This is a genomic window from Amycolatopsis sp. M39 (assembly GCF_001651785.1).
Lineage (GTDB): Bacteria > Actinomycetota > Actinomycetes > Mycobacteriales > Pseudonocardiaceae > Amycolatopsis > Amycolatopsis rubida.
This window is the reverse complement of record NZ_LWSF01000019.1, coordinates 105,732-122,304: the sequence shown is the minus strand read 5'-3', so window position 1 is coordinate 122,304 and position 16,573 is coordinate 105,732. Positions and strand designations below refer to the sequence as shown.

The 16,573-nt window shown below is 70.9% G+C and carries 13 protein-coding genes; 7 read left to right on the top strand and 6 right to left on the bottom strand.

Translation table 11 applies throughout. The features are described from left to right. Nucleotides 1–962 (top strand): Gfo/Idh/MocA family protein (locus tag A4R44_RS31630; RefSeq protein ID WP_067588945.1); only part of this gene is annotated, 962 nt, incomplete at its 5' end. A 129-nt stretch (nucleotides 963–1,091) separates the two neighbouring features. Here A4R44_RS31630 and A4R44_RS31625 read toward each other — a convergent pair. After that, nucleotides 1,092–2,081, bottom strand: a complete 990-nt coding sequence (locus A4R44_RS31625) for a malate dehydrogenase (protein ID WP_067588822.1) — start codon at nucleotides 2,079–2,081, stop codon at nucleotides 1,092–1,094. A 541-nt stretch (nucleotides 2,082–2,622) separates the two neighbouring features. Here A4R44_RS31625 and A4R44_RS31620 point away from each other — a divergent pair. Beyond that, nucleotides 2,623–3,261, top strand: coding sequence for a DUF4360 domain-containing protein (locus tag A4R44_RS31620; protein ID WP_067588820.1), 639 nt, complete (start codon nucleotides 2,623–2,625; stop codon nucleotides 3,259–3,261). A gap of 37 nt (nucleotides 3,262–3,298) precedes the next feature. Here A4R44_RS31620 and A4R44_RS31615 read toward each other — a convergent pair whose 3' ends face one another. Next, complete coding sequence (locus A4R44_RS31615) at nucleotides 3,299–3,736, bottom strand: MarR family winged helix-turn-helix transcriptional regulator (RefSeq protein ID WP_067588818.1); 438 nt, start codon at nucleotides 3,734–3,736, stop codon at nucleotides 3,299–3,301. Nucleotides 3,737–3,839: 103 nt separating this feature from the next. On the opposite strand from A4R44_RS31615, the gene A4R44_RS31610 reads away from it, so the two are divergent. Then, nucleotides 3,840–4,226 (top strand): nuclear transport factor 2 family protein, encoded by a 387-nt coding sequence (locus tag A4R44_RS31610; protein WP_067588816.1) that lies wholly within the window; start codon nucleotides 3,840–3,842, stop codon nucleotides 4,224–4,226. 658 nt (nucleotides 4,227–4,884) lie between these two features. Next, nucleotides 4,885–5,835 carry an aldo/keto reductase gene (locus A4R44_RS31605; protein WP_067588814.1) on the top strand — a complete coding sequence of 317 codons (951 nt, stop codon included), beginning with the start codon at nucleotides 4,885–4,887 and terminating at the stop codon, nucleotides 5,833–5,835. 1 nt (nucleotide 5,836) lies between these two features. Here the strand turns inward: A4R44_RS31605 and A4R44_RS31600 are convergent, their stop codons facing one another. After that, nucleotides 5,837–7,924, bottom strand: coding sequence for an FUSC family protein (locus A4R44_RS31600; protein WP_067588812.1), 2,088 nt, complete (start codon nucleotides 7,922–7,924; stop codon nucleotides 5,837–5,839). Nucleotides 7,925–8,379: 455 nt separating this feature from the next. Here A4R44_RS31600 and A4R44_RS31595 point away from each other — a divergent pair, with 455 nt between their 5' ends. Beyond that, complete coding sequence (locus A4R44_RS31595) at nucleotides 8,380–9,072, top strand: papain-like cysteine protease family protein (RefSeq protein WP_067588810.1); 693 nt, start codon at nucleotides 8,380–8,382, stop codon at nucleotides 9,070–9,072. Between the two features lie 76 nt (nucleotides 9,073–9,148). Then, nucleotides 9,149–9,925 carry a hypothetical protein gene (locus tag A4R44_RS52715; RefSeq protein WP_067588808.1) on the top strand — a complete coding sequence of 259 codons (777 nt, stop codon included), beginning with the start codon at nucleotides 9,149–9,151 and terminating at the stop codon, nucleotides 9,923–9,925. A 1-nt stretch (nucleotide 9,926) separates the two neighbouring features. On the opposite strand, the gene A4R44_RS31585 is transcribed toward A4R44_RS52715, so the two are convergent. The 3 genes from A4R44_RS31585 to A4R44_RS31575 form a co-directional block, all read right to left on the bottom strand. Continuing rightward, the gene (locus A4R44_RS31585) at nucleotides 9,927–10,874 is read right to left on the bottom strand and encodes a hypothetical protein (RefSeq protein WP_067588806.1); all 948 of its coding nucleotides are present in this window, start codon (nucleotides 10,872–10,874) and stop codon (nucleotides 9,927–9,929) included. 206 nt (nucleotides 10,875–11,080) lie between these two features. Beyond that, complete coding sequence (locus A4R44_RS31580; protein WP_067588804.1) at nucleotides 11,081–12,355, bottom strand: hydroxymethylglutaryl-CoA reductase, degradative; 1,275 nt, start codon at nucleotides 12,353–12,355, stop codon at nucleotides 11,081–11,083. 131 nt (nucleotides 12,356–12,486) lie between these two features. Continuing rightward, on the bottom strand, nucleotides 12,487–14,322 hold the full coding sequence (locus A4R44_RS31575) for a helix-turn-helix domain-containing protein (RefSeq protein ID WP_067588802.1): 1,836 nt from the start codon (nucleotides 14,320–14,322) through the stop codon (nucleotides 12,487–12,489). 177 nt (nucleotides 14,323–14,499) lie between these two features. Between A4R44_RS31575 and A4R44_RS31570 the strand changes: the two genes are divergently transcribed. Next, nucleotides 14,500–16,551, top strand: a complete 2,052-nt coding sequence (locus A4R44_RS31570; protein WP_067588800.1) for a hydantoinase/oxoprolinase family protein — start codon at nucleotides 14,500–14,502, stop codon at nucleotides 16,549–16,551. Nucleotides 16,552–16,573 lie beyond the last annotated feature (22 nt).

Genomic DNA, 16,573 nt, shown 5'->3' with positions numbered 1-16,573 from the left:
CGCTTGCCGCCGTCGCGACCACGCGCACCAGCAGTGCGGAGGCGGCGCGCGCCCGGTTCGGCGCACGGCATGCCTTTACCGACGCCCGGAGTCTCGCCGAGCACCCCGACGTCGATCTGGTTGTCGTCACGGTGAAGGTGCCCGCGCACGTCGAGTTGGTGACGGCGGCGCTGGAAGCAGGCAAGCACGTCTACTGCGAGTGGCCGTTGGCGACGACCGCCGGGGAAGCCGCCGCGCTGGCCGCGGCGGGGGAGCGGGCCGGGGTGCACACGGCGGTGGGTCTGCAGGCGCGGTTCTCGCCGACTGTCCGCCGGGCCCGCGAGATGATCGGGGAGATCGGCGAGGTGCTGTCCGCGACTGTCTACAGTTCGCGCGGCAAGGGAAACACCCGGGACGTTCCCGGGTGGACGGCCTACACCTACGACCGCCGCAGCGGGGCCGGACTGGTCGAAGTCCTCGGCGGGCACACGCTCGATCTGGTGCAGTACCTGCTCGGGCCGATCCGCGAGCTGTCCGGCCGGACCGCGATCCGGAACGGATCGCATCGCGTCGCCGAAACGGCGGAGCCGATCGCCGTCACGGCCCCGGACCATTTCCTCGCGCACGCCGAACTCGACGGCGGGGCAGCGGTGTCCGTTCATCTGCACGACGGCGAAGCGGCGATGCCCCGGACGCGGATCGAAATCGCGGGCACCGAAGGGAATCTCGCGCTGACCTCCGCGCCGGAGACCGATCCGTGGGCCGCGCAAGCGCAGATCGGCCGGCTGGAGCTTCGCCTGTCCCGTCCCGGCAGTCCGGAGTGGACGGTGGTCCCGGTGCGCGATGCCGGCGAGTTGGCGATCCAGGCGGCGAATGTGGGCCGGGTCTACGACCAGCTGGCCGCGGACCTCCACGACGGGACGCACACGGTGCCGGATTTCGCCGCCGCCCACCGGCTGCACGAGCTGCTTTCAACTGTATAACGACCTATACGGCGGGCGAGTGAAAAGCAACAATCCCGCGAGACACAGATCGTCGCGCACCTCCCAAACAACCGCGCCAGACGCGAGGTGGCCGCCCCGGTTTCGGGGCGGCCACCTCGGAAACAGACCTCAGATCAGGCCCAGCTTGCGGACCGCGTCGCGTTCCTCGGCCAGTTCGGCCACGGAGGCGTCGATCCGCGGGCGGGAGAACTCGTCGATCTCCAGGCCCTGCACGATCTCGTACTTGCCGTCCTTCGCGGTGACCGGGAAGGAGGAGATGAGGCCCTCCGGGACGCCGTAGGAGCCGTCGGAGACGACGCCGGCCGAGGTCCAGTCGCCCTCGGGGGTGCCGTTGACCCAGGTGTAGACGTGGTCGATCGCGGCCGACGCGGCGGAGGCGGCCGAGGAGAGGCCGCGGGCCTCGATGATCGCGGCGCCGCGCTTGGCGACGGTCGGGATGAAGGTGTCGGCGAGCCACGCCTCGTCGTTGATGGTCTCGGCGACGTTCTTGCCGTTGACCTCGGCGTGCTGCACCGACGGGTACTGGGTGGCCGAGTGGTTGCCCCAGATCGCGACCTTCTTCAGGTCGGTCACGGCGACGCCGAGCTTCTTGGCCAGCTGCGCCAGCGCGCGGTTGTGGTCGAGGCGGGTCATCGCGGTGAAGCGCTCGGCGGGCACGTCGGGGGCGTGCGACTGGGCGATGAGCGCGTTGGTGTTGGCCGGGTTGCCGACCACGAGAACCTTGATGTCGTCGGCCGCGCCCGCGTTGATCGCCTCGCCCTGGGGCTTGAAGATGCCGCCGTTGGCCTCAAGCAGGTCGCCGCGCTCCATGCCCTTGCTGCGCGGGCGGGCGCCGACCAGGAGGCCGATGTTCGCGCCGGAGAAGGCCTGCTTCGGGTCGTCGAAGATGTCGATGCCCGCCAGCAGCGGGAACGCGCCGTCGTCCAGCTCCATCGCGGTGCCCTCAGCCGCCTTGACCGCCTGGGGGATCTCCAGGAGCCGCAGCTTCACCGGGGTGTCGGCGCCGAGCAGCTGACCGGACGCGATGCGGAACAGCAGCGCGTAGCCGATCTGGCCGGCCGCACCGGTGACGGTGACGTTGACAGGGGCTTGGGTCATTGCGCTTCTCCAGCTTGAGACGACTTTGGCTAGTACCGAGGATGCTAGCCCTACCGGCGGGCGTCGTCCGGGTGCGTCCAGTCACGGTAGCCAGGATCACGTTCGGGCTCCCGGTGCGATCCGCCTTAAGTCGTGGGGCGAAGGGCGCAACCCGAGATCACGATCGAGTTGCGGGCGTGGCGGGCCCGGAGCCGCCGAGGTTCGTCGTGGGCGGCCGCGGCGGGGCGGTCCGCCGAATCGCCCGGGAAGCGCGGGTCGGCACGGAAGCGGACACGCCACGTGAACTGTCCTGATTGCCCGGTTTTTGCGGGCTTTTTCTCCGGATTGTCCGGACCAGCCGGGCGAGTGGTTCCGCGTTGTGTGTTTTTGAAGCATTTTTGTTGATTCGTCAATTGTCCATAATAGCTTTTGTCAACGATTTGTTAACACGTTGCTGTGTGCAGCTAAACAAGTACGTTGCTCCATTCAGTGGGACGCGGAGAGTGGTTGTCGCGCTACCCTTTCGAAACCCCCAACCCCCGGAAGTAATGGGAAGGAACCCATGCTTGCCACGATGGCCGCTGCGCTTTTGGCCCTTTCTTCGACAATTACGCCGCATTCCTGGCCGCAGAATCCGCCGCCGGACAAAATTATCATCGACGTGGCGACCGTGAACGGGACCGGCTGCCCGCCGGACACGGCCGCGGTTTCGGTTTCGGCGGACAACACCGCGTTCACCGTCACCTACAGCCAATACACCGCGCAGGTCGGCGTCGGCGCGCAGCCGACGGACTTCAGGAAGAACTGCCAGATCGGCCTTCGCGTGCACGTGCCGCAGGGGTTCACGTACGGAATCGCCTCGGCGGACTACCGCGGATTCGGGCACCTCGAAAAGGGCGCGTACGGCGTGGAACGCGCGAACTACTATTTCCAGGGGAACTCGCCGACCGCGTACGCGACACATCGGCTCGACGGGTTCTACGACAATGACTGGCAGTTCTCGGATTCGACGGACATCGACGCGATTATCTACGAACCGTGCGGCCAGGAGCGCAACCTGAACATCAACACGGAACTGCGGGCGTATGCCGGCACTTCCGATCCGAAGGCGACGACGAGCTTCCTGACGATGGACTCGACCGACGGCAGTGTCCAGACGGTTTACCACTTCGCCTGGAAGACCTGCCCGGGAACCCGGTAACTGAGTGAGGCGGACTCGTGGGCGCTTCTTCGGGCGCTCACGAGTCCGCCTGTGTCACGTTTTCCGCGAGCCTGGTCAGCAGTGCGGCCAGGGTCGCGATCTCGTCGTCGGTGAATCCGCGGCGCATCCGCTTGTCGTGCGCGATCGCGGCGTCGGCGAGGCGGTGGAAGGTCCGCTCGCCGTAGCCGGTCAGCTCGACCTGGTGCACGCGCCGGTTTTCCGGGTCGCGGGTGCGGGTGAGCAGGCCCGCGGTTTCCATGCCGTTGAGGTGGTGGGTGAGCGTCGCGCCCTGGATGCCGACGGCGTCGGCGAGTTCGCGCTGGCTCGCGTGCTGGCGGGTTTTGAGCGCGATGAGGATCTGCCAGACCGGCTGCGATCCGCCGACCTCGGCGAGCGCGCGGTCGAATGCCTGCCCCGCGGTCTTGGCGGTGCGGGCGAGGAGAACGCCGAGCGGCGGCGTGGCGGGTCGGGGCACGGGGAGGACGGTACCGCAGGATCATCGAACTCTAACCATTTGACGACGAAGGATTAGATATCTAACGTTTGTGGTGTCTCATCGACTGGTACTGGAGGGCATCATGGACGCCGCAGACATCGCTGATCTGGGCAAACGCTGGGCAGCCGCCGAGGTCGCGGGCGACCTGGGCACCTTGCGCGCCGTGGTCGCCGACGGATTCCGGCTCGTCGGACCGCTTGGATTCGTGCTCGACCGTGAGCAGTGGCTGGGCCGCTACCAGTCGGGTGCGCTGGCGACACAGCGGCTCGATTGGCGTGAGGTCGAGGTGCGCGTGCACGGCGACACAGCGATCGCGATCGGCGTGCACGACCAGGAAGCGACCCATCAGGGGAACCGCGTCGACGGGACCTTCCGGGCGACGCACGTGCTCGTCCGCGACGAGGACGGCTGGCGGATCGCGGGGATGCACCTCAGTCCGATGGGGGCGCCGCCCGTTTTCGCCCGCTGATCCGCAGCGCTCCGGCGGAGGTTCGTGAGGGGAACCCTGAGGGAATCTGATTCCGTCAGGGTTCCCCTCATGGACGTTCGCGTCGCGCGCACGGGTCGAGGTCAGGGGCTTGCGCCACAGGTGGACGGTGTTGTCCGCGGCCGAGCCTGAGGTGGTGGCGACAGTCTTGCGGTCCGGGCTGGCGGTGAGCGAGCCGATTCCGGGCAGGCCCGCGCCGTGGGCCGGTCCGGCGCTGTGGAGCCGGGTCAAGTCGGCGGCGAGTCCGGCGGCCAGCCGGAGCGCCGCCGGTTCGGGCAGCGCGTCGGGCACGTCCTGCGGCAAGGGGACCAGAATGGAGTTCCGAAGCACGCCAGGGCGTGGACGCGTCCGGATCAGCTTCGAGCACCGCGCTCAATGCGGCCGCCTCGGCGCGGAATCCGGCGGATCCCGGGAGGGCGAGCGCGACGAGGCGGTCGTCCGGTCCGCTGCCGGGCAGCACCCGGGTCGTCTCGTCCCGAGCCAGAGCGGGTCGCCGACCGCCGGTCTTCTCGTCAGCTGCCTCCCCGGAAAGCTGTGCGAGAAGGATGATCCTGCCAGGTGTGCGGCCGGGCGAGGTACGAGCGGGCAGAATCTCTCGGCGTCGCGGGCATGCCCGGGCGAGGAGTGCTTGAATGCGATCATGGTCGCACTTCGCACACTTGGCTCATCCGACGTCGCCGTCTCCCCGCTGTGCCTCGGCGGGAACGTGTTCGGCTGGACCGCCGACGAACCGGCGTCGTTCGCGGTGCTGGACGCCTATGCCGAGGCGGGCGGGAACTTCGTCGACACGGCCGATTCGTACATTTATCAGTTCCCGGGCAACGAGCCCGGGCAGTCCGAGACCATCATCGGCAAGTGGCTCGCTTCGCGCGGGAACCGGGACGACGTGGTCGTGGCGACGAAGGTCGGGGACAGCCCGCGGTTCAAGGGGCTCGCGCCGGCGAACATCAAGGCCTCGGCCGAGGAATCGTTGCGGCGGCTGGGGATCGACCGGATCGACCTGTACTACACGCATTTCGACGACGAGTCGGTTCCGGTCGGGGAGATCATTGCCGCGCTGGACGAGCTGGTGCGGGAAGGCAAGGTCCGCGCGATCGCGGCCTCGAACATCAGCCCGGAGCGGCTGGCCGCGTCGCTGGAGTTCTCCGACCGCGAGGGGCTGGCGAAGTACGCGGCGCTGCAGCCGAAGTACAACCTCGTCGCGCGGGACGAGTACGAGAGCGCGCGGCGGGGGATCGTGCAGCGGCACGGAGTGTCCTGCGTGCCGTATTTCGGTCTGGCGTCCGGGTTCCTGACCGGCAAGTACCGGCCGGGCCAGCAGGTGGACAACATCCGCAACATGCCCGGCCTCGCCGGCGGTTACGCGGACAGCGAGCACGGCGTGAAGGTGCTCGCGGCGCTGGAGGAGGTCGCGAAGGCACGCGGCGCGGAGATGGCGACGGTCGCGCTGGCCTGGCTCGCGCGGCAGCCGACGGTGGCCGCGCCGATCGCGTCCGCGCGCACGGTCGAGCAGGTTCCCGCGCTGGTCGCGATGCACGACGCGGAGCTGAGCGACGACGAGCTGCGGATCCTCGACGCCGCGTCCGCGTAAGTCAGCTGTGCCGGGGCGGGTCCTGCGCGCCGACGCCCAGCACGCGGCCCAGCGCGATCAAACCCTCGTCGAGGTGGCTCAGGCTGGACAGCACGGCGCGGGTCTCGGCCTCGTCGATCCGGTCGGCGACCGGGGTCCCGTCGTCGCGGACGAGCTTGCGCGGCCGCGTGCCGCCCGGGTTGCTGACCGCCTCGTGCACGAGGTCGACATTGGCGACGATCCGGCCGGCGAACTGGTCCAGCCGCTCCGAGACCGGGCCGGCGAGCTGGCCGGGCTGCGCGCGGGCGGCGACGTGGCGGGCGCGGAAGGCGATGCCCTCCAGCGTGGTCAGCACGTGCCAGCCGTAGTCGCGGCGGGCGCTGCGCAGGTTGATCGGGTGGGTGAGCGGTTCGATCGTCAGCCGCACCTGCTCGACCGCGCGGTCGAGGTCGCGGGACATCTCGATGATGTTCACGTTCTCACGGCCGGACAGCAGCGTCGCGGCCGATTCGATGAATTCGTGCAGTTCGTCGAGCGCGATCGCGATGTCGTCCAGCATCACCGCGCGCGTGCGGACCGGCAGCACCACCACGGCGGCGAGCAGCCCGCACGCGGCGCCGACCGCGGTTTCGGCGACCCGGATCCACAGCACCTCGATGCTGAACGTGCCGAGCAGGCTGTAGAGCAAGCCGAGCATGCTGGTCACGAAGAACGCCATCAGGAACTGCGAGACCCGCGCGGTGTAGACCATGCCGAAAACGCAGACCAGCAATAGCGCGAGGATCGCCGGGGTGTTGCCGCTGACCAGCAGCGCCAGCGCGACACCGCCGACGATGCCCAGCAGGGTCCCGCCGGTGCGGCGCATGCCCTTCACGAACCGGGCGCCCGCGCTGGAGGTGCCGATGAACACGACGAACACCGTCAGCACCGCCCAGTACCAGCGCTGCGGCGAGATCAGCTGGCCGGCCAGCACGGCGAGCCCGCCGCCGAGGACGGCCTGGATCGCGCCGCGGGTCTGGTTGTCGTAGGCGAACGCCTTGGTCGGTTCCTCTTCCTCCTCCTCGCCGAGCGGCAGGTCCACTGTGGACTGCAGGCTGGCGGTCCGCTGCGCCCGGTCGTCCGCGACGGCGAGTTCGGCGATCGCGCGGCGGACGCCGTCGCCGGGGTGCGCGCGTTCGTCGATCCGGCTGCCTTCCACGAGCATCCGGCTGTACTCGCCGGTCTCGCTGATCAGCGGCAGGTCGCGCGGGTCGCGTTCCATCAGCGACCGGAACCGGGACAGCCGGGCCACGAGATCGTCCGCGACGCCTTCGGGCAGCGGCTGCGAGCAGGTCCGCCGCACGGTGATGACCAGCCACTGCACGGCCAGTTCGACCTCGATCACCCGGCGGCGCAGCTGGTCGGCACGACGGTCGTCGACCACGTCGGGAGCGTGGTCCTCGATCAGGAGGACCACCTCGTGCAGCCGCTCCACCGACGTGCGGATCTGCCGGTCGCTGCGGTCCGAACCGCCGGACGAGATGTACGCCCCGGCCGCCCGCACCGCCGCGCCGAGCCGCGCCCGGAACGCCTGCCGGTAGCGGATCAGCTCGCTTTCGGCGTTGCGGCGCAGGAGAAGGAACCGCACGACCGCGTTCGCCGCGACGCCGATCGCCAGCGCGAGCAGCAGGTGCGGGACCTGCGCGAGGTGCGCTTGCAGAAACATCGGGAAGAAGAACAGGAAGAACGCCATCGACCCGAGCGCGATGCCGCGCGCGCCGAACCGCTGCACGTACACCGCGACGAAGATCAGCAGCACGAACACGATGCTGTCCGCGGGCGCGTATGCGGAGCCGACGCAGGCGGCGGTGATCGAGGCGGCCCCGACCAGCAGCGCCAGCAGCAGCGTGACGGCCTGGCCGCCGCTGGTGGCGTCGTTGACAGTGAACGCGCTCATCATCGCCGCGATGGCCGCGACGAGCGTGGTGGTGAGCGGGAAATGCAGCGGCAGCATCGCGAGGACCGCGATGACGATGCCGAGCACTGCCGACGCGGCGAGCCGCAGCCGGACGAGACCGGGGTCGGCGGCCGCCATCCGGTCGAGGAAGGCGTTCCGTGCGTCGGTGATCATCGGGCGAGCAGCTCCCGCTGGGCGAGGGCCGGGCGCTGGGCTTCCTCGGCCCCGGGCAGCCAGTGAATCCGCAGGTAGTGCACGTATCATCCCGCCCGTAGTCGCTGCCCGAGTTGTTGTGCCAACGGTAGCCCGCGCAGCGGCCGGGCCGGTGCCGGGCGCCTCGATCGCGTGCCGGTGCCGGGCGCGAAGGATTCTCGGACCAGTCAAACCGCGCCAATCGGATATATTCGACCTCAGAAGAATACGCCGGGCGAACACGCCGAAAGACGGTCGTAAACAGTTTTAAAGAGAATAAGAAGCGTATTCCAGTTACTACGCTAATCGACGGGAATCTCTTGCGATAATGGTGCACGGCTAGCTAATCTCTTACTGTTCTTGGCCGGAAAACACCGATCACGGCCGAGCGGAAAACAGCAATGCCGCCATTTTCCCGGTAGTTGAGGAGTCCCCCCGTGGAAAGCAAATCCCGTCCTCCCTTTGCCCGAGCCGCCGCGGTGTGCGCGGGCGCGCTGTTCACCGTGCTGACGGCGGTCCCGGTCGCCCACGCCGGGACCGCCGCCGGCACGGCGGACCCGGGTGCCGCGCCGTCCGGCATGATCGTCACGCCGCACTCGAACGACGTGCAGCGGTTCCGGCTCGCGCCGGGCGCCGCGGCCGCGAGCGCCCGTCCGTTCGCGCAGCTCAATTACACCCAGCAGGAGCAGACCCAGAACGAATGGTGCTGGGCGGCCGACGGCTCCAGCGTCGAACAGTTCTTCGGAGCCGGCACCACGCAGTCCGAGTTCTGCGCGGCCGGCAAGGGCACCAGTGCGGGGAATTGCCCGAACGAGCCGGCGTACATGTCGGAAGTGGCCCAGGGCCTGCACCAGACCGGGTTCTCCGGCACCGCGGTCCAGGACGCGATCTCGTTCAGCGAGGTGCAGAACGAGATCAACGCCGGCGAGCCGATCATCACCCAGGTCGACTGGAGCAGCGGCGGCGGGCACGCCCGGGTCTTCTACGGCTACGACTCGGGCGCGCAGACGGTCGATTTCGGCGACCCGTGGCCGTCCTACCAGCGCTACCAGACCATGGGCTACAACGATTACCTGCAGAACAGCGAGTTCGTCTGGTCCAACACGGTCTACGGCATCGACAAGCAGTAACCGCGCCCGTCCGCCCGTTTCCCGGGCTCCGGGCGGTTTCGCCCGGAGCCCGGCTTCACCCGATGGGGAGCAGTCAATGGCCCTCGGCACAGCGCTGCCGGACCGGCGGCGGATCGCCGCCCTGGTCGCGGTCCTCGTTTTCCTCGGCCTTTCCCTTGGCGCGCGGCCGGCCCGCGCCGAATCCTGGGCCGGGGTGCGGCCGGTGTCCCCGGAGCAGGTGGCCGCGGCCGTCGAGGCGGCGCATTCCGCGCGGGCGCTCGCTTTGGTCCGGAGCAATCTGCGCAAGCCCGGCAGGCCCGAGCCGGGCCCCGTCGCCGTCGCCGGCCAAGGCGTTCCCGCTTACGTGCTGAGCAAGGACTTCGTGCTCGNCGGGCTCGGCTACGTCGCGGTGGTCGCGACCACTTCCGACGGTTCGCCCACCACGGTCAAGGTCGTGCCGGACGGGCCCGGGTGGCGGGCGATGGGCGCGCTGTCGGGCGACGACGAGCGCCGGCTGTCGGCAGGGCTGGGTGCCGGGGAGGTGCTGCTTTACGAGCCCCAGATCAACGGCTGGTACGCGCTGAGCGACGGGGGAGTGCGGCTGCTGCAGTCCAGCCTGCCGCAGAACCCGGTCGGCCGGTTCGTGCCGCTCGACCGCTACCAGCAGCAGGTCCACGGCCGGTACGCGGACAAACTGCCCGGCTCGGACTACCAGCGGCGGGGAGGGATCGGCTTCGCCGGCGACGGGCCCCGCGCGCAGGCTCCCGACGAAACCGGGAGCGTGCTCTGGTGGTGGCTGGGCGGGGCGGCCGTCGCGGCCGCGGCGGCCGCCGGGCTGGCCGTCCGCCGGCGGCGCGTCCGCTCCGCGGAGTGAGTCAGGCCCACTCCCAGCGCAGCCCGTGGCACCCGTTGGGCACGTCCAGCAGCACGAGGTGCCCGTGCCCGGCCGAGTCGATCTCGACTTCGCCGACGTCGCGGGCGGGCTGCTGGATGCTGTCGCGGGTCGTCCGGTAGCACCGCACCGGCGGGGCGGCCGGGTCGAAGTCCACTTCGAGCAGATAGTGCTTCATCGGCTGGCCGAACCGCCGCTCCCACAAGGATTTCCGCGGCGCGTCCGCGGCGAACTCCAGCAGGCACTCCACCACTGCGGTCTCCCCTCGGGCGAGCAGCCGGTCCAGCAGCACCTCGGCCACCAGCACCCCGGTCCCGCCGTCCCAGCGGACCCGGCCCAGCCTGCCGCCTCGCGCCACGGAGACCTGGGGCAGCGGCCGTCCCTCGTCCTCGTGGAGGAAGACCAGGAGCCTCCGCACCCGGTCGGCCTGGGCCCGCAGCACGAAACTGAGCGACATCCGGCGCCGGGCGCCGGTCTCGTCGATGGCGAGCCGGTCGTGGCCGCTGACGATGTGCAACCGGTCCTGATCGGGTGCGCCGACCTCCTCGATCAGCTGGCTCAGGGTCTCCGCGGGCTCCCACAGCTGCCGGTAGCCCGCGGTCACGCGCACGCGGCAGCCCGGACCTCGCGGACGCGGCGGCGGCAGCAGCCGGGCGAGCGACCCGCCGGGCAGCGCGAGGATGTCCTCCAGCAAGGTCACCGCCCGCAGGGAATCGGCCCGTTCCGGCTGGGTGCGGCCGCGGGTCCAGTAGGACAGGGTGGTGGCGCTGACCCGGACCCCCGCCGAGGCCAGGCGCTGCTGGAGTTCGTGCAGCGTCAGCCTGCGGTGCGCGACGGCGGCCCGCAGCGCCTCGGCGAACGAGCCGGAATCCAGCACCCGCGCGAGGTCTTCGTCCGCGCCCGGCGGGACGCGAGTGCCGGTCCGCTTCATCGCGGTCACCTTCCCTCGCTGGAAAAAGGACCCGGCGGGAGCCGTTGATCGCCCGGAGATTAGACCCGGGCCGAAACGAGGACAAGCCTCATTTCGGAGGGAATGCCTCCGCGTGCGCCCGAAATCTCCGTCGTCGCGGCGAATTCCGGGTGCCGGGGCGGGAACGCCTCGCCCGGTCGCTGCGCCGCACGGCGGAGCCCGGCCGGTCACTTCCCGGCGCGCAGCTCCGCCAGCACGCGCTTGGCGTGCTCGGCGTGGATCTTCTTGTCGGCGACGAGCCGGGCGACGACGGCGCCGACCTCGTCGCCGGTGGCGCCCGCCGTGGAGGCGATGTTGCGGGCGTGCAGGGACATGTGCCCGCGCTGGATTCCTTCCGTGGCGAGGGCGCGGACCGCGCCGAAGTTCTGGGCGAGGCCGACGGCCGCGATGATTTCGGCGAGTTCGGCCGCGCTGGTCACGCCCAGCAGCGCGATCGCCGCCTGTGCCACGGGATGCACCTTGGTGGCACCGCCGACGAGCCCGACCGGCATCGGCAGCTCCAACGTGCCGACGACGTCGCCGTCGCCGTTCTTCTCGAAGCGGGAAAGGGAGGTGTAGCGCCCGGCGGGAGAGACCGCGTGCGAGTGCGCGCCCGCTTCGACCGCGCGGGTGTCGTTGCCGGTCGCGAGCACGACAGCCGAGATTCCGTTCATGATCCCCTTGTTGTGCGTGGCGGCACGGTAGGGGTCGGCCTCGGCGAGCGCGGCGGCGTGGACGATGTCGTCGACGACTTCCGCGCCGCCGAGCGTTTCCGCGTCGAAGACCGCGCGGGCGCGGGCGAGCCGCAGGTCGGCTTTGTTGGTGAGGATGCGCAGCAGCGTGCGGCCGCCCGCGATCGCGCCGGCCCGCTGCGCCACCGCTTCCGCCATCGTGTTGACCGCGTTGGCTCCCATCGCGTCGCGGACGTCGACCTGCAGGTGGGCCACGACGTAGGTGCCGGCCCGCGACGGCACGACCCGGACCGACAGATCGCGGACCCCGCCGCCGGCCTCGACCAGCCGGGGGTCCTGCGCGTCGGCCAGTTCGATGAGCTCCTCGCGGGCCTCCAGGAGCCTGATCCGCCCGGCCTCCGGGTCGGCCGCGCCGACGATCTGCACCTGGGCCTGCATGATCGGCGCGGTCGAGGACGCGAAGAACCCGCCGTGGACGCGGGCGAGCTTGGCCGAGTTGGAGGCCGCGGCGACCACCGACGCCTCCTCGGTGGCCATCGGGACGAGCACCTCGCGGCCGTTGACGACGAAGTTCGTGGCCACCCCCAGCGGCAGCCCCAGCACGCCGACGACGTTCTCGATCAGGTGATCGGCGAGCTCCAGCGTGATCCCCCGCGCGGGATCGAAGGCCGCGAGCCGGCCTGCGTCGAGTCCGGCCGACTCGGCGGCGAGCGTGCGGCGGGCCTCGACGGGGAGGTCCCGGAGGCCCTGGATACGGCTGGTGCGCGACATGCGAGCTCCACTGCGATGTGGTTCCGGATGGTGACTGCGCCGACGCTAGCGGCGCCGCCACCGCCCGAACATGGACGAAGAGTCCAGCAAAGCCCGGTCCGGAATGGTTCGACAGCCCTGCCGCCCGGGGCTCAGCGCGGACGGCCCACCTGGGCGAGGCGCACCGCGACGGTGACGCGGAACAGCTCGTCCGGACCCTGCCAGCCCTTCCCGAGCAGCTCGGTGACGCGGTCCAGGCGTTGCAGCACCGTGTTCTTGTGCAGATGGAGTTCGCGGGCGGTGGCGACCGGGCTCATCCGGTTGTTCAGGTAGGCCGCGAGCGTGGGCAGCAGCGTGCCCGCGTGCTGGGCGTCCCAGTCCAGCACCCGCCCGATGACGCGCTGGACGAACGCCGTCACCCGCGTCTCGCCGGGGCCGAACAGCGCGGTGTAGGGCAGGTATTCGTCGGTCGTGACCGCGGCGTCGGCCAGCCCCAGCGAGGGCAGCACCCGAAGGCACGCGGTGGCGGTGCCGACCTGGTCCCGCGCGTCGTCGATCGCCTCGGCGAGGTGCGCGCCGACAGCCAACAAGGGAACCCGCGCGACGCGGCCTGCCATCGCGTGGATCCGGGTGCTCGCCGCGGCCGGATCGGCCTCGGCGGTGAACGCGACGACGTGCCCGGCGTGTTCGCCGACGAGCCCTCCGGCGCGCCGGAGCGAGCGGAGGGCTTCCCTGCGCAGTTCGGCCGGAACCGCGACGACGACCACCGAACGGAGTTCGTCAAGGCGGATGTCGCGGGCGCGGGCGCGCACGGCGAGGTCGGTACGCCGGTAGGGGGAGTCGGCGAGCAGGTCGGCGAGCAGGTCGCCGTGGACCCGTTGCTCCGCCTCGGCCATGGCGTCCTGTTTGAGCTGCAACAGCGCCGTGATCTGAGCCGCGCGTTCGGCGGTGCGCAGCTCGACCGGTCCGAACTCGACTTCGCCTTCCCACAGGAGCAAGGCGCCGAGCAGGCTGTTCCCGGCGAGGACCGCGACGACGTGGGTGCGGTCGCGGACGCGCACGCACCGTCCGCTTCGACGGCTGCGGTCGGCGGCTTCGCCGACCGCGCCGTCGAGGCCGTCGGGGTCCAGGAGTTCGACGCGGCAGCGCAGTGCCCGCCCGAGGGCGGTCGCGACGTCGTGTGACCCGCCGCCCTGCAGCACCAGGTTGGTCAGGTCGGTGTGCACCTCGCTGGCCCGTTCCATCGCCTCGACGTGCCGGGCGAGTTCCTGGTAGGCGTGCTGGGCTTCGGCGGTCGAGTCCTGGGCGCGGGCGAGCAGCCGGGCAGTCTGCAGGACCACCGCGGCGTGGTCGGCGAAGGCCGAGAGCAGCGAGATCTCCTCCGGGGCGAAGGCGTGTTCGACCCGGTTGGCCGCGAACAGGACGCCGAGCACCTCGTCCTCGGCCAGCAGGGGAACCCCGAGCAGCGACACGAGCCCCTCGGCCTCGACAGCGGCGTCGATGCCCGAATCGTGCGGCGCCTCGGTCATGACCGTGTACCGGGAGGTCCAGCTGGGCCGCCGTCCTTCCACGACCTGGCTCGCCAGCCCCATTCCCGGCGGCACCCGCAGCCCGAGGAAGGACGGCGCGGTGGTGCCCAGGGTCGTGCGGACGCGCAGCTCCTGGGTCCGGACGTCGAATTCGGACAGGTAGGTCACGTCGGTGCCCATGAGGTCGTGCGCCCGTTCCACCAGCCGCCCGAGCAGCTCGTCCACATCCCGCAGCTGCGCGAGTTCCCGCGCCGAGGAGAACAGCGCCGCCAGCTCCTGCCCGCGCCGGCGCCACCGGCCGGACGTGGCGTGCAGGCGCCGGATCTCGTAGCCGATCCGGGCGGCGTCCTCTTCGGACAACGCGGAGTCCGCCAGCACCGCGGCCGGATCGGCGTCGGGGCCCGCGGGCACCGCGCGCAGGAGCTGGACGACGACGTCGACCGGAATCGTCTCGGACACAGCGGACTCCTCGTGATCGATGTGCCGATCGTCCAGATTGCACAGTGAATGATGGATCGACGATACATAGTCTGCCGGGGGCTCGCGCTCGTAGCGTCCAGGCCACGGCGAGACGGAACCCGCGAGCGGGACCCCGCCGGCCGACCGGCACCGACGCAGTCAAGGGAGACAGCGAGCATGACGCTTCACGTGGGCATCGACGTCGGCGGCACGTTCACCGACGCCGTGGCGATCGCGGATGGGCGCGCCATCCGCGGGAAGGCGTTCTCCACCAGGGACGTGACCACCGGGATCCTCGGCGCGCTCGGGGTGCTGCGGGAGCGCGCGGGCCTGACCGAGGCCGAGTTCTTCGCCGGGGTGGACCGGTTCGTCCTGGGCAACACCATCGTCACGAACGCCGTGGACGAGCAGAAGTACGCCGCCGTGGGCCTGCTGACCACCCAGGGGTTCCGCGACACTCTGCGCATCGCGCGGTCCGCGCGCACCGACGAACGCGATCCCCACCGGATGTCGCCGCCCCCGGACATCGTGGACCGCGGGCGCATCGTCGAGGTCGCCGAGCGGGTCGACGCGCACGGCGAGGTCCTGGTGCCGCTCACCGAGGACGCGATCGCCGCCGCGGTGAACGCGGCGGTGGACGCCGGCGCGGAGACCCTCGCGGTCTGCCTGCTCTGGTCCTTCCGCAATCCCGCGCACGAGAACGCCATCGGCGACTACCTCGGCAAGCACCATCCGGACCTGCCCTACACGCTCTCCAGCGCGCTCACCCCGGTCTACCGCGAGTACGAGCGCATGGTGACCACGGCACTGGACGCCGCGGTCAAGCCGATCGTCGCCTCCCACTTCGAGCAGCTCGCCGAGGAACTGCGGGCGCGGGGCCTGCGGACCAGGGTGCAGATCATGCAGGTGCACGGCGGGTTCCTGTCGGTGGAGGAAACCGGCAAAGCCCCGATCTCGATGTTCAACTCCGGTCCGGTCGGCGGCGTCACCGGCGCCCGGCTGCTCGGGCGGCAGCTGGGCCGCGACCGCGTGCTGACCGCGGACATGGGCGGCACGAGCCTCGACGCGGCGGCGATCATCGACGACGAGTTCCGGTTGCTGCCCCGCGCCGAGATCGGCGGCCTGCCGACCAGCCTCACCGCGGTGGACATCGAGACCATCGGCGCGGGCGGCGGCAGCCTCGCCTGGGTCGACGGGCGCAACCTGCTGCGCGTCGGCCCGCACAGCGCGGGTTCCGTCCCGGGACCGGCCTGCTATGGCAAGGGCGGCACCCGGCCCGCGGTCACCGACGCGGCGCTGGTGCTCGGCCTGATCAACCCGGACTACTACCTCGGCGGCACCGTCCCGCTCTACGAGGACCAGGCGCGGGCGGCACTGCGCACGTGCGTGGCCGAGCCGCTGGGCATCACCGAGGACGCCGCGGCGCAGGGCGTCTACCGGCTCGCGGCCTCGCAGATGTCCAACGCCCTGCGCAAGATCACCGTCAATCGCGGCCATGACCCGCGCGAGTTCACCCTCGTCGGCTTCGGCGGCGCGTGCGGGCTGTTCGCCGCCGCGATCGCCGCCGAGGCAGGCGTGCGGGAGGTCGTGATCCCGAACAACGCGGCCGTGTTCTCCGCGCACGGGCTGATGCACGCCGACTCGGTGTTCTCGGCCGTGCAGACCAGCCCGTGGACGATGGACCAGCCCGCGGCCGCGCTGGACAAGGAATTCGCCGCGCTCGAACGGCGCGCCCGCGCGTGGTTCGAGTCCGAGGGCATCCCCGAGGACCGCCGGGAACTGCACCGCGAGGCGGACATGAAGTTCGTCGGCCAGATCTTCGAGGTCACCACGCATCTGCCCGCCGGGACCTTCGGGGAGGCGGACAAGGAGGCGCTGCGCGCCCGGTTCGTCGCCGACTACGAGGAGGAGTTCGGCGCGGGCACCGCCTGGACCGAGGCCGGCATCCTGCTCGTCAACTCCCGGGTGCGCGCCGTCGGGCGCAGCGACGTCCAGAAGGTCCGCCACCTCGGCGGCGCGGCGGGGGAGCGGCACGAACGCACCGTCCGCGGGGTGCTCGAACCGCTGACCGGCGAACGCACCGAGGTCGAGGTGCACCGCGGTTTCGCCGCGCTCGGCAAGGCGAGCGGGCCGTGCCTGCTGGAGGAGCCGGACACGACCGTGTACGTCCCGACCGGAGCCACCGTCGAGCTGACCGGCGCCGGCGACTTCCTGATGCGCCTCGCCTGAATTCCCGTCCGTCAAAGGAGAC